We start from the raw sequence: 12,337 nt of genomic DNA on the forward strand, positions 1-12,337 counted from the left end.
TTTCGATTGGCGATATAAGATAGTTCGCAAACAGGTGTGAGAAGCGTGCGCCGTGGTGGCATCCGAGCAGCCGGTGTCCCTCGTGACTTTTATAAAGGGGAAGGGGAAAGTGGGGGATGCGCGCGGGTTGCCGAGCTAGGCCAAAGGCGCAGCGCTTAGGACGCTGTCCCGTAGGGGTCCGCCGGTTCAAATCCGGTCCCGCGCATTTTGCGGCGAACAATTCGTGAGCCGCAAATGAGTGAGAGGATTTGAACCCTGGAAACCGAACGAAGTGAGGTTTCACCCGGTTCAAATCCGGTCCCGCGCATTGTTGCTGCGAACGATCCGTGAGCAGCACAATCGCCAGCGGATTTGAAGTAGAGAACGGCGAACGGTAGTGAGCCGTTCGCGTGGTTCAAATCCGGTCCCGCGCACGTTCTGTCCGAACGGCGATCGACACGTTAGTTTTCTTTCGACTGGTCCGCGTCGAGTTCGTCGAACAGAGCACGGACGCGGGTGCGGATCTCGTCGCGGATCTCACGGACTGTTTCGACCGGCTGTCCGTGGGGATCGTCCAGGTCCCAGTCGCGGTTGTCTCCGTTCCAGGTCGCGGGACAGACGTCTTGTGCAGAACAACCCATGGTGATCACGATATCGGCGGCTTGCAGTTCCTCAGGCGTGACGTCTCGGGGCGTTCGATCGGAGAGATCGACGTCCAGCTCTTGCATGACCTCGACGACTTCGTCGTGGACGTGATCGGCAGGTTGCGTACCGCCGGTGAGGACGTCGATGGCGTCTTCGACGCCGCGTCGCTGGCGTTCCCGGCGGGCGAACGCCGTCGCCATCTGGCTCCGGCCGGCGTTCTGGACACACACGAATGCGACTTTCATACGCACGGAGAGTGGAGGCGAAGCAAGGAGATTCCGGTCCGCGTCTATATACGCGAACGTAGCCGTCGATAGGTCGGAAGGCGGGGCGTGCGAACAGTGCACGGACCCGTCGTCGGATCGTCGAGCGCGTGGCCGATATCGGAGGGCACTTACCGGACAGGGTCCGACGACGGGACATGCGCATCGCCGACCGGGTGCAGGTCGAAGGGGGCAAGGAGAAGATCACGCTGGTACCCGAAACCCTCGACGACCTCTGGCATCTCACGTACATTCTCGAACCCGGTGACCACGTCTCGGGGGACACCACGCGCCGCATCCAGCGCAACGACGACCAGATGCGGGACACGGGTGGCGAACGCGAACACATGTACGTCACGATCGAAGTGGACGACGTGGAGTTCGCGCGCTTCGCCAACCGACTCCGCGTCGGTGGGGAGATCGTCGACTGCTCTCGGGAGGATCAACTCGGCCACCACCACACGCTCAACGTCGAAGAGCGCGACGAACTAGAAGTCGAGAAACGCTGGAAGTCCGACCAGCTCGAACGCTTGCAGGAAGCCGTCGAAGCAGCCGACAACGTCGACGTCGCCATCGCCACCGTCGAAGAGGGACAGGCGCACGTCCACACCGTCGCCCAGTACGGCACCGAAGAGCGGGCGAGCATCACGTCAACGACCGGGAAAGGGGAGTACGCACAACCCCGCGAGGAGCTGTTCTCGGAGTTGACAGACGTGCTCGCCAGGATGGACGTGGAAGCGATCATCCTCGCAGGCCCGGGGTTCACCAAACAGGATTGCCTGAAGTACATTCAGGACGAGGCACCGGACCTGCACGAGAAGATCACGACCGTCGACACCAGCGGCGTCGGGGACAGGGGCGTCCACGAGGTACTGAAACGCGGCGCGGTCGAGGAAGTGCAGGCCGAGACCCGGATCGCCGAGGAGGCGGATCTGATCGACGAGCTGATGACCGAGATCGGCAAGGGCGAGAAAGCCGCGTACGGCCCTGAACAGGTCGCGAAGGCCGCGGAGTTCGGCGCGATCGATACGCTGCTGGTGCTCGACGAGGCGCTCCGGCGCGAACGCGGTGAGGGAGACTGGGACGTCGACGTCGACGAGATCATCGAGCAGACCGAGCAACAGGGCGGCGACGTGACAGTGTTTTCGAGCGAGTTCGACCCCGGCTTGCAACTGGCGAACCTCGGCGAGGTCGCTGCGATACTCCGGTACCGACTCGAGTGAAACACAGGAGTGCGACGTGCCCGCGAGCCAGGTGGTGGAAATATCAACCCGCTGTGGAGGGTTTCTGCAATTGTGCTCGCCGGAACCGTTTTCACCCGGTATCCCGATGTGTCCATAGTTAGCAGATTTCCGATGTCTTTCGAAGAGCAACCAGATTTCGCACGGCAGGTGGCAGACCTCAACAAGTACGGACAGGCGCTGAACAACTGCGAGTCCGTCGAAGAGGTCGTGTCACTGAGTCTGGAGGCGATGTCGTTGCTCTTCGAGTTCCCGTACACGACGTTCATCGAGGCTCGTGACGGGGACCTGCGAGTGGTCCACAGCACCTATCCCGAGGTCTCACAGGGAGACGCACCGGGCGAGGTGGCCTACGAGGCTTACGAGAGCCGGGAGACAGTCGTCGTCACGGGAGAGGAGGCCGGGGAGGGCGAAGCGACAGTCGGATCGACGCTCGCAGTTCCGGCGACGATCGTGGACGACGTGGTCGCGATCATCGTGACTCGAAGCGTAGAGGACACCGGGTTCGGCGACGCAGTGGTTCGACCGCTGGAGATACTGGCCTCGCACGCAGCGACGGCGATCAGTAACATCCGGTCACGAGAGCGTCTCGAACGCGCGCGACAGGACTTAGAAAAGCGCAAGGAGATGGTCGAGATGTACGACCGCCTGTTGCGTCACGACCTGGGGAACGACCTCCAGGTCGTCGCGGCCTTCGCGGAGGAAGTCGCCAGTCAGGTCGACGGCGAGGCCCGAGACTACGCCGAGCGCATCAACCGAACGGCCCGGAGTTCGGCGGACCTCATTCAGCGGGTCGGTGACCTCGTCAACACCCTCGAACAACAGGACGAGCCGACGCCTCGCTCGCTGGAAGCGACCATGACGGACGTCGTCGAAGACGCGCGAAATCAGTACGAGACGCTGACGATCGAGTACGATCCCGAGGCGTTCGACTACCGCGTGTACGGCGGTGACCTCCTCGATTCGGTGTTCACGAACGTCATCACGAACGCGGCGGTCCACAACGACGGCGAAGTGCACGTCCGAGTCGGCGTGCTCGAGGCCAGCGGAGAACAGGTGATCGTCAGCATCGCCGACGACGGGTCCGGCATTCCCGACAGTATCGCCGACAGACTGTTCGAGATGGGTGCCAAAGGCCCGGAGAGCGACGGCACCGGGTTCGGACTCGGATTCGTCAAGGCACTCACCGAATCGTACGGTGGCGACATCATGGTCACAAACGGGGACCACGGCGGCGCCGACTTCCACATCACGCTCGAACGCGTCTGAGTCGCCAGGTACGCCCGAGATTTAGTCGTCCGCAGTCAGTCTCGTCACGGACTCGTCGATGTTTCGCATGCTCTCCGATTGTTGTTCAGTCGCTGCAGCGATCTCGTCGACGGCATCCGAGACCTCGCGAGCTTTATCGACGGCGTCGTCGAGCATACTGGCGATCTCCTCGGCGCTCGCAGCCTGCTCGTCGGTGGCGTCGGCGACCTCCCGGATTCCCTGCGTGGTTTCAGTGACCGCCTGCGTGATCTCCTCGAAGTCGGCCATCGCATCCCGGACGCGACCGATTCCCTGCTCGACGCGGTCGTTCGTTTCGGCCAGGCTCTCGACGGTTTCGTCGGTGTCGGCCTGGATCTGATCGACCATCTGTTCGATTTCGCTCGCCTGCGTCTGTGACTGCTCGGCGAGTGACTTCACCTCGTTTGCGACCACGGCGAAGCCCTCACCCTCCTGGCCGGCCCTGGCTGCTTCGATAGAGGCGTTCAACGCGAGGATGTTCGTCTGCTCGGCGATGTCGTCGATGACGTCGACGATGTCGTCGATCTCGTCGACGCGGTCCTGGAGCTGATCGACGTCCTCGGCGACGGTTGCGGCCGACTCTCGGACGGTCTCCATGACGTCGATCGCCTCGTCTGCCGACTCCTGCCCGGTTTCGGCGAGTTGTTCCGCCTCCTTGCTGGTCGATTCGACCTCGTCGGCAGTCGAGGCCAGCTCCTCGATGGTCGCGCTCATGTCCGCGACCTCGTTCGCGATGGTCTCCATGTTCTCGGACTGGTCAGTCGTGAGCCCGTCGATACGCTGGGTCTCGGTCGCCACCTGGTTGGCGGTCGTGTCGAGTTCCTGGATCGGCTCCTGAACTGCGGATTCGACCTGGCGGGACACCTCCTTGCGTCGCTGGGCCTCGGCTTCTGCCTGCTTGTTGTACGAGTCGATGTACGTGTCCATCGCGACCTGCTGGTCGAGGTTCAGGAGTTTCGTGGCGGCGAGCATCTGGTCTCGCACCTGGCCGACGGCGTCCTCGACGGCTTCCTCGACGATGTCCTCGTCGGTCGCGTCGTCGCTGTACTCCGAGACGGCCGACTCGACGGCGTCCTCGGCGATCGCGTCCATCAACCCGCGATAGTAGATAGAATAGGCGCCGAGATAGACCCGCGGACCGAGGTCGAGGAGGTCGTGGAGTTTGCCGATTCGAGCGCGCTTCTCGAAGTACTGCTCGCCGTACTCACCGCTGCCGAGTTCCGTGAGATACTCCCGCTGGGTCTGTTTGAGTTGCTCGATCCCCTTGCTCGAACTGTTGAAAATGTCGACCGTGCGCTCGAAGTCGGTCAGGTGATCGTAGAACTCGTCGACAAGGTCCTCGGCGATGCCGTCGAACAACCCCGACATCGATTCCAGTTGCGCGGCCGTCTCCTCGTCGAATCCGGTGAACGCCTTGCGCCACTCGATCTCCTCGGCGTCGAGGCCGATATCGCCTGCCAGCGCGCTGCCATTTACCCCACGTCTGATCTCATCTGTTACTGACACCTCTCCGTTTGTTTCGGTCCGCTGTCGGAACTCCTGCTTGGCCATAGTATCAAACCAGAAACACCCTCCTTTTTTAATATCGTCGGCCCTGTTATCAACCTTGATAGCTGTATTGTGACAAACATGCACAAACGGAAACTGCTATTGACTAGCTAGTAGTTCATTCGATGTCCAGCGTCAGCCCGTCTCGTGCGAACCGGGCGTCGCCGTCGTAGTGCTCGGACAGTGAATCGAGCATTTCCTCGTGTTTGCCGTCCGTGTGTGGGTAGAGGTGGGTGAGATACACTCGGCCAACGTCGGCGTCAGCGTCTGCGAATGCCTGTCCGAGCGTCGACGGCGTCGGATGGTTCGAAACGTCGACCTCGTCGGGGAACGAGCAGTCGTGCACGAGGACAGCCGTTTCGTCGAAGAACTCGACGAGATCCGCGAACGCTTCGGTGTCACCAGAGAACCCGAGCGTCGGCGGGCTCGACTCGGGATCACCGCCTCCGGCGACAGGCGTGAGCCGATAGGCGAAACACTGGACAGAGTGTCGAGTCTCCGTCGCCTCGGCCGTGAACCCGGCGATCTCGAACTGGCCGGCCTCGGGATCGACGGTTCGGAGATCGAGGTCGATGCGGTCGCGCATGTAGTCGTGCACGTCGAGCAGGTCTTCGACCAGTTCGGGCGTCCCGGGCGGACCGGCGATCGTGAGCGAGTCCTCGCCAGCCAGCCATCGAGCCTTGATGAGGACCATGAGGTCCGAGACGTGGTCGAGGTGGTGATGCGTCAACAGAACGGTGCCGACGCCCTCGTAGCCCACGTCAGTGCGCTGGAGCGCGTGGAGGACGCCGCTCCCGCAGTCGACGAGGAGTCGGTCCGAGCCATCCTCGACGAGCAGTCCGGTCTGGAACCGCTCCCCGGTCGGCATGGCGGTCCCGGTTCCGAGAAAGGTGAGTCGCATACAGGGAGGCAGACGGCCGCGAACTTCAAACTGGCTTCGTCGGTCGCACGCGTGCTGGCGTCCAGTTTCACTTTCACCGTGCGTTCCCAACGGACTTTACCACGCCGCCCGTACGGGCCCGTGGATGGGAGGACGCGAGCTGCTGGCCGAGCAGTCGGTAGGCTACGACGCCGCGGCGGTCGACATCGACGACGCCGACGTGCTGGAGCTGTTAGAGCCACCGGTCCAGGAGTGGTGGGTCGAGCAGTTCGGCGACTACGTGCCCCAGAACGGCGGCTACTTCACGCCGCCCCAGAAAGAGGCGATCCCGCTCATTCACCGCGGGACGAACGCACTCATCTGTGCGCCCACGGGCTCTGGAAAGACCCAGGCGGGTTTCTGCGGCATCATCAACGAACTGTTCCGTCGCGACCGGGCCGAGGGCCTGGACAACAGCGTTTACTGTCTGTACATCTCGCCGCTCAAATCCCTGGCCAACGACATCCACCGGAATTTGGAGGTGCCGCTGGAGGGTATCAGCGACAAACTCGCAGCACGTGACGAGGATGTCGAGATCAGACACGCCATCCGCCACGGTGATACCAGCGACAGCGAGCGCCAGCGGATGCTAGACGAGACGCCGCACATCCTCAACACGACGCCGGAGACGCTCGCGATCCTCCTCAACTCGCCGAAGTTCAAGCAGAAACTCGAGACGGTCGAGTGGATCATCGTCGACGAGATCCACAGCCTCGCCGAGAACAAGCGCGGGACGCACCTCTCGGTCTCGCTGGAGCGACTCGAAGCGATGACCGACGATTCACCGACCCGGATCGGCTGTTCGGCCACGGTCGAACCCCTGGAGACGATGGGGGAGTTCCTGGTCGGGCAGGCAGAGCCCGGTGGGCCCTCCAGGGAGTTCGAGCTCGTGGACACGCGGTTCGTCCGCGAGTTCGACGTCGAACTCACCTGTCCGACGGACGACCTCATCAACACGCCCCAGGACGTGGTCACAGACCGGTTCTACCGGCAACTCCACGAACAGATCCAGTCACACACGAACACGCTGGTGTTCACCAACACGCGTTCGGGCGCGGAACGCGTCCTCCACAACCTCCGCGAGAAATACGACGAGTACGACGAGACGAACTCCGGCTGTCACCACGGCAGCCTCTCGAAGGACGAGCGCCAGCGCATCGAGGAAGCGCTGAAATCCGGAGACGTCGACGTGGTGACGACCTCGACGAGCCTGGAACTGGGAATCGACATGCCCCACATCGACCTCGTGGTCCAGGTCGGGTCGCCGAAGTCCGTCGCGTCGCTGCTCCAGCGGGTCGGGCGGGCGGGACACCAACTGGGCGAGACGGTCACCGGTCGCATCGTCGCGCTCGACCGAGACGAACTCGTCGAGTGCGCGGTGATGTGCAAGAAGGCCGAGGAGGGGTTCGTCGACCGCGTGTTCGTGCCCGAGAACGCCCAGGACGTGGCTGCTCAGCACGTCTACGGAATGGCCATCAACGAAGTCCGGCCCGAACGGGAGATCAAGGCCATCCTCCGGCGTGCGTACCCGTACCGGACCTACTCCGACGACGAGTTCGAGCAGCTCATGGCGTATCTCACGGCCGACTACGACGGGATGGAGGACAAACACGTGTACGCGAAGGTCTGGCGGGACACCAACGACCCTCCGGACGGCGAGCACCACTACGAGGAGTTCCCCGTCGGAGAAGACCTCATCGGCAAGCGCGGGCGGTTGGCACGCGTCATCTACATGACGAACATCGGGACGATTCCGGACTCGTTTACGTGCGACGTGTTCACCAAGTCGGACGACCAGTGGGTCGGCAACCTCGACGAGGAGTATCTCGATACGCTGGAGTCGGGCGACGTGTTCGTGCTCGGGGGGAACCACTTCGAGTACGCCTACCGACGCGGCTCGAAGGTGTACGTGAACCGGACGAGCGCTCGGCCGACGGTCCCCTCGTGGTTCTCGGAGCGGCTGCCGCTCTCGTACGACCTCGGCAAAGAGATCCTCACGTTCCAACAGGAGTTGTTGGAGCGGCTGGAACACGGCGGACCACCGGAGGTCAGGATGTGGCTGCGGGAGTTCCCGCTGGACGACGACAGCGTCCGGGCCATCGCCAGGATGTTCGACGAACAGGTCAGGTACGCCGGTCAGGAGAGCGTCAGTACGGACGCGCGACTCGTCATCGAAGTGGAGATGGACCGCGACGAGTACGAACGACGCTACTACGTGCACTCGAACTACGGCCGCCGGTTCAACGACGGGTTCTCGCGACTGCTGGCCTACCGCGTCGCGCAGGCCGCGAACGCGAACGTCACCGTCGCGGTCGCGGATCACGGCTTCACGCTCTCGATGCCGCTCAACCGAAAAGTCGACCTGACCGGCATCGTCCGTGACATCGATCCGGCGTCGGTCCGCGAGGATCTCCGAGCTAGCCTCGACGACACCGATCTGCTCAAGCGGTACTTCCGGATCAACGCCACGCGGGCGCTGATGATCCTCAAACGCTACAAGGGCTACGAGAAGTCCGCCAGCCAACAGCAGGTGTCGAGCGAGATGCTTCTCGGCTTCGCCCAGGACTTGCCGAACTTCGCGGTGATCGAGGAGACCTATCGGGAGATCATCGAGGACAAACTCAACGTCAGCGGGATCGAGGCCGTCCTGACTGCGGTTCAGAACGGCGACCTCTCGGTCGTCTCACAGCGGGTCGACTCGCCGACGCCCCGCTCGTTCGGCCTGGCGACGCTCATGGCCTCCGACGTCGTCCTCGCCGAAGACGAGAGCCAGGTCCTCCAGGAGTTCCACGAACGCGTCCTGACCGAGATCGACGACGTCGATCCGACCGAACCGCGACTCTAACAGTCGACATATTCTGTATTCGACAATCGACGAAGTTTCACGCTACCAGCGACCCGCAATTCGTTTTTCTGTGAGTAGCGGGCAACGAATAAAACGCGAGACACCGATAAACGGCTCAAAACAGCCGTGAAGTTCATATTCGGCAATCAGTTATACTGCGCTTAACGAAGGTGGTAAATATGTCAGTAAGTAACGCACTCCGTCGGATCGCAGCGGTCGTCGACGGGGTCGAGGCGGAAGACGTCGAGGTTCGGGACGCGGCGATGCCGACAGATAGACCTGTGGTTTCGGACGGGAAAGTACACGTTACGCTCGACCTAGCCATCGCCTTAGAGGGCGTCGGCGGTGAGCACGCGGAGGGGAGCGAGCGTGCGTCCGCGGACCGAGAACAGGACGATCAGGCAGCGATTTCGGGCATCGTGTCCGAGGCTACCGAAACGAACCCGCCAGAGCCAACGTCGGGCGCGACACAGCACTCGTCCGACAGCCAGCGCTCACCGTCGGGGAAGGCGGAGGACGAACGTGCGGGAGACGACGCCCAGTCACGGGCTGTCGAGGTCGAACCCGCGACAGAGCAGTCCGACGACGGCGCGGTGGTCTGTCCGGAACCGGGCTGCGACGCGACGTTCGAAAGCGAACCCGGGATGAAGATACACCGCACGAAGATCCACCTGCGCGAACAGAGCGGTGACGACTCGTCGACGGCGACCCCAGCGTACAGGGACCCGGAAGCGCTCGAAGAGGTGTACGAGGCACACGACTCGTTCCCGGCGATGCGTGAAGCGCTCGACGTGGACGTGTCCGCCCAGACAATCCGGCGGCACATGATCCAGCACGGAATCCACGACCCCTCCGGTGACGGGGAAGCGAACGAGCACGCTGCCGATGGCGAGGACGACGTCGAAGCGGCCGCTGAACCCGAATCGACGACCGATTCGGAATCAGCCCGGGCGTCACAAACTACACACGCCGCTGTTGAGGATGCTGACGACCGGGAATCCGACGAGCAGCCCCCCGAAAACGCCGTCGAGAAACGAGACTCAGACGACGAAGACACTGAAGCCAGCGACGACGATCAGTCCGCCGACGAAGCCGAGACAGACGACGAGCCGACGATTCCCGAGAGCGCACCGCTCGCAGAGACCCTTCCGGAGCAAGTGACTGCCCCGGCCGACGTCACCTTTGCAGAACTCAAGGAGGCAGTTCGAACGGCCGACACGCTGTACCACATCCAGCAACAGTTCGGGCTTACTCGAGAGGAGGCGCGCGACCTGCTCGGCTCCCTCGATCTCCTAGAGCTGGTCCACGGTCGCGTCGCCACGAAACACGAGCGCGAAGAACTGAAGGCGGAGATCGACAGCCGGATTCGACACAACATCCGCGGCAACGGCACGTCTGCCTGAGCCCCGACACCGCTTCTTTGCGGACGAATCGTCAACCTACTCACGGAGTCCGGCGTATCGTCCGGACCGCCCCGGTACCGTCTGGCAGTTTGGGCCTGGTTATTCCATTCTCACCGCACCGATGTGTTGCGAAATCCCCGATTAAACTCTTATAGGCAGGGTCTTCTACCCTCTATCGATGCAAGGACAACAGGATTCGGGCCGGTACCTCGTCGAGGAGGCCCCCGATGGAACCGTCGTGATCTACGACTCCGAAAACGAAGCGGCGTGGCTCCACGCGGACTGTGCGGTGCCGCTCGACGAACAGGTTTAGAAGCGCACCCCACGGGAACCAGAAACTGCCTTCTCTTACCCGGTAAGGAGTGTGTTCAGCGCGTCGGGCACGACGAGGACGTCACTCCCTGGATCGATCGCGTCGCCGACCGCCGGTGCCGCGGACAGCAAACACTCCTCGACCACGTCGGAATGGTCGCTGTCGGTGACGAACACGTCGTACTCGCGCAGCGCCCGCGCGACGACGAACGCCCGCTGTGCTCCGGGTTCGTACCCCGCTCGCATTTTCTCGTAGAGCCGATCCGGACTCTCTGCCTCACTCAACCACTCGTAGAACCGCTGCTCTCCGCTCCCGTCGCCCGCACCCTCCGGCAGCGCGGCCGGAATCACCACCTTTCCGCCGTCGCGAAGGGGGGTACGGTCACCCAAAATGACGTAGGTCGCCGCCCGCGTCGTCTGATAGAGGTTGGCGTCTTTCGGCGCGCCGACCCCCGCGACCACGGCGTCGTATTCGTCGCGTACTGCGACCGATAGGGCCTCCTTACCAGTCGCTGCGAGGTCGTTGACGACCGAACGGGGCTCGCCCGCGCTAGCAGCGAGAATTCCCGCCGGCCCGTGGGTTACGTTGAGACAGAAGTCCAGTCCCGCGAGGTCGCCGGCGCGGTCGACCGTCTCGCGGAAGGGGTTGTCCTCGACGCGACCGAGACGCACACCCGGTTCGGCCAGCATGTCCGGTCCGTGGGTGTGCCGGATGAGCGACGGCCCGCCTGCCCCGATCACGACCGTCTTCGCTCCCCCCGAGAACCCTGCGTACTGATGTGGTTCGACCATGCCGGTCGAGAGCACCAGGTCCGCGTCCGCGACGCGCTCGTGAACCTCGATCGGGCAGTCGTCGACTGTTCCGACCGTAACCGTCTCTTCGGGGTCGTGATTCCGCGCCAGGTCCGCGTGCTCACCGAGCGCGGTTTCGATTTCCACGTCGGTCATCGGCCGATGGAGCCCGAGTCCGAGCAGGACGGTGACCTGCTCGCGCGGGACGCCGGTGCGTTCGAGTTCCGATAGCAGCACGTCCAGGAGGACGTCGTCGGGCGTCGCGCGCGTCACGTCGGTGACGACGATGGTCACGAGGTCGTCGGGATCGGCGATCTGTGCCAGGGACGGCCCGTGAGGGTCCGCGACCGCGTCTTCGGCGGCCGCACGAACGTCCACGGCCTCACCTCCCCGTGGCTCCGCGATCGTCACGTCACAGTCAGGGAGCGAAATGTCGATGGTCCCGTCCCCGAGCGGGAGCGTGAAACTCATACGTGGCTGTGTGAGGGGCCAGAGGGAGTAGCTAACGGTCCACTTCGTCAGTCGCGTTCGCCCAGGTGCGCTGGGGCAATTCCCTGAACCGAGAACACTCTGCGTCGAGCGGACTCGTGTAACTGGCGGAACAGCCGGCGTACTCCCCGTTGTGCATCCAGAGAATCCGGTGTCCGTGGGCGTCGGCAAGGATCCCTGCGGGCGACCCACCGCTGGTGTTCACCGAGAGCCCGTAGAGGACGCCCGTCTCGCACGAGTCGTTCCTCGCACTGTCGGAGTCTGACTCGACGTGGACGCGGAACGTGCTCAAATCGACGCCAGCCGGCGAGGTCCGCTCGACCCACGCCGAGAGGTTCGCGTTGGGGTCGTCGGTTCGGACGAACGCGACCTTGCTGTAGTCGCTTCCGTTCCAGGACCCACCTCGGTAGCTACTGACGTTAGCCGCACAGCCAGAGTCGAGTCGATCGAACTCAGCGATGTGGATCTCCGTCGGTCCCGTGTGATCGGAGAACCCGGGGAGGTCGTTCACCGACGGGTGCGTGACGCCGACGAGAAAGAGCGCGATCACGAGCACCGCGATACCGACGCGTCTGGAGGGGGAGGCGATTGGGACCATTCGGTCGCGCTTCTCT

10 protein-coding genes and 1 tRNA gene are annotated in these 12,337 nt (G+C 63.3%); 6 read left to right on the forward strand and 5 right to left on the reverse strand.

What is annotated here, in order from left to right:
* Window positions 1–120 precede the first annotated feature (120 nt).
* Window positions 121–205 (forward strand) — tRNA-Leu (locus ACFR9U_RS17785).
* A 235-nt stretch (window positions 206–440) separates the two neighbouring features.
* On the opposite strand, the gene ACFR9U_RS17790 is transcribed toward ACFR9U_RS17785, so the two are convergent.
* The gene (locus ACFR9U_RS17790; RefSeq protein ID WP_247378487.1) at window positions 441–869 is read right to left on the reverse strand and encodes an arsenate-mycothiol transferase ArsC; all 429 of its coding nucleotides are present in this window, start codon (window positions 867–869) and stop codon (window positions 441–443) included.
* Window positions 870–1,045: 176 nt separating this feature from the next.
* Here ACFR9U_RS17790 and ACFR9U_RS17795 point away from each other — a divergent pair, with 176 nt between their 5' ends.
* The gene (locus ACFR9U_RS17795) at window positions 1,046–2,110 is read left to right on the forward strand and encodes an mRNA surveillance protein pelota (protein ID WP_247378488.1); all 1,065 of its coding nucleotides are present in this window, start codon (window positions 1,046–1,048) and stop codon (window positions 2,108–2,110) included.
* A gap of 132 nt (window positions 2,111–2,242) precedes the next feature.
* Complete coding sequence (locus tag ACFR9U_RS17800; protein WP_247378489.1) at window positions 2,243–3,397, forward strand: sensor histidine kinase; 1,155 nt, start codon at window positions 2,243–2,245, stop codon at window positions 3,395–3,397.
* Window positions 3,398–3,418: 21 nt separating this feature from the next.
* Here ACFR9U_RS17800 and ACFR9U_RS17805 read toward each other — a convergent pair whose 3' ends face one another.
* Together ACFR9U_RS17805 and ACFR9U_RS17810 are read right to left on the reverse strand one after the other, a co-directional pair.
* Window positions 3,419–4,966, reverse strand: a complete 1,548-nt coding sequence (locus ACFR9U_RS17805) for a globin-coupled sensor protein (RefSeq protein ID WP_247378490.1) — start codon at window positions 4,964–4,966, stop codon at window positions 3,419–3,421.
* 115 nt (window positions 4,967–5,081) lie between these two features.
* Complete coding sequence (locus tag ACFR9U_RS17810; protein WP_247378491.1) at window positions 5,082–5,864, reverse strand: MBL fold metallo-hydrolase; 783 nt, start codon at window positions 5,862–5,864, stop codon at window positions 5,082–5,084.
* 124 nt (window positions 5,865–5,988) lie between these two features.
* Between ACFR9U_RS17810 and ACFR9U_RS17815 the strand changes: the two genes are divergently transcribed.
* The 3 genes from ACFR9U_RS17815 (at window position 5,989) to ACFR9U_RS17825 (ending at window position 10,443) form a co-directional block, all read left to right on the forward strand.
* The gene (locus ACFR9U_RS17815) at window positions 5,989–8,727 is read left to right on the forward strand and encodes an ATP-dependent helicase (RefSeq protein WP_247378492.1); all 2,739 of its coding nucleotides are present in this window, start codon (window positions 5,989–5,991) and stop codon (window positions 8,725–8,727) included.
* A gap of 179 nt (window positions 8,728–8,906) precedes the next feature.
* Window positions 8,907–10,130, forward strand: a complete 1,224-nt coding sequence (locus ACFR9U_RS17820) for a DUF8073 domain-containing protein (protein ID WP_247378493.1) — start codon at window positions 8,907–8,909, stop codon at window positions 10,128–10,130.
* Window positions 10,131–10,308: 178 nt separating this feature from the next.
* A complete protein-coding gene (locus ACFR9U_RS17825) occupies window positions 10,309–10,443 on the forward strand; it encodes a DUF7331 family protein (protein ID WP_282594303.1) in 135 nt (44 codons plus the stop codon).
* A gap of 35 nt (window positions 10,444–10,478) precedes the next feature.
* Here the strand turns inward: ACFR9U_RS17825 and ACFR9U_RS17830 are convergent, their stop codons facing one another.
* Together ACFR9U_RS17830 and ACFR9U_RS17835 are read right to left on the reverse strand one after the other, a co-directional pair.
* A complete protein-coding gene (locus ACFR9U_RS17830) occupies window positions 10,479–11,705 on the reverse strand; it encodes a lactate racemase domain-containing protein (protein WP_247378494.1) in 1,227 nt (408 codons plus the stop codon).
* A gap of 31 nt (window positions 11,706–11,736) precedes the next feature.
* Window positions 11,737–12,321: a hypothetical protein gene (locus ACFR9U_RS17835; protein WP_247378495.1), complete on the reverse strand. Its 585-nt coding sequence runs from the start codon at window positions 12,319–12,321 to the stop codon at window positions 11,737–11,739.
* Window positions 12,322–12,337: the final 16 nt, after the last annotated feature.

Source organism: Halorientalis brevis (assembly GCF_042678165.1).
GTDB lineage: Archaea > Halobacteriota > Halobacteria > Halobacteriales > Haloarculaceae > Halorientalis > Halorientalis brevis.

Coding starts and splice junctions, on each gene's coding strand:
- ACFR9U_RS17790 (WP_247378487.1), bottom strand. CDS start 869: ATGAAAGTCGCATTCGTGTGTGTCCAGAACGCCGGCCGGAGCCAGATG.
- ACFR9U_RS17795 (WP_247378488.1), top strand. CDS start 1,046: ATGCGCATCGCCGACCGGGTGCAGGTCGAAGGGGGCAAGGAGAAGATC.
- ACFR9U_RS17800 (WP_247378489.1), top strand. CDS start 2,243: ATGTCTTTCGAAGAGCAACCAGATTTCGCACGGCAGGTGGCAGACCTC.
- ACFR9U_RS17805 (WP_247378490.1), bottom strand. CDS start 4,966: ATGGCCAAGCAGGAGTTCCGACAGCGGACCGAAACAAACGGAGAGGTG.
- ACFR9U_RS17810 (WP_247378491.1), bottom strand. CDS start 5,864: ATGCGACTCACCTTTCTCGGAACCGGGACCGCCATGCCGACCGGGGAG.
- ACFR9U_RS17815 (WP_247378492.1), top strand. CDS start 5,989: ATGGGAGGACGCGAGCTGCTGGCCGAGCAGTCGGTAGGCTACGACGCC.
- ACFR9U_RS17820 (WP_247378493.1), top strand. CDS start 8,907: ATGTCAGTAAGTAACGCACTCCGTCGGATCGCAGCGGTCGTCGACGGG.
- ACFR9U_RS17825 (WP_282594303.1), top strand. CDS start 10,309: ATGCAAGGACAACAGGATTCGGGCCGGTACCTCGTCGAGGAGGCCCCC.
- ACFR9U_RS17830 (WP_247378494.1), bottom strand. CDS start 11,705: ATGAGTTTCACGCTCCCGCTCGGGGACGGGACCATCGACATTTCGCTC.
- ACFR9U_RS17835 (WP_247378495.1), bottom strand. CDS start 12,321: ATGGTCCCAATCGCCTCCCCCTCCAGACGCGTCGGTATCGCGGTGCTC.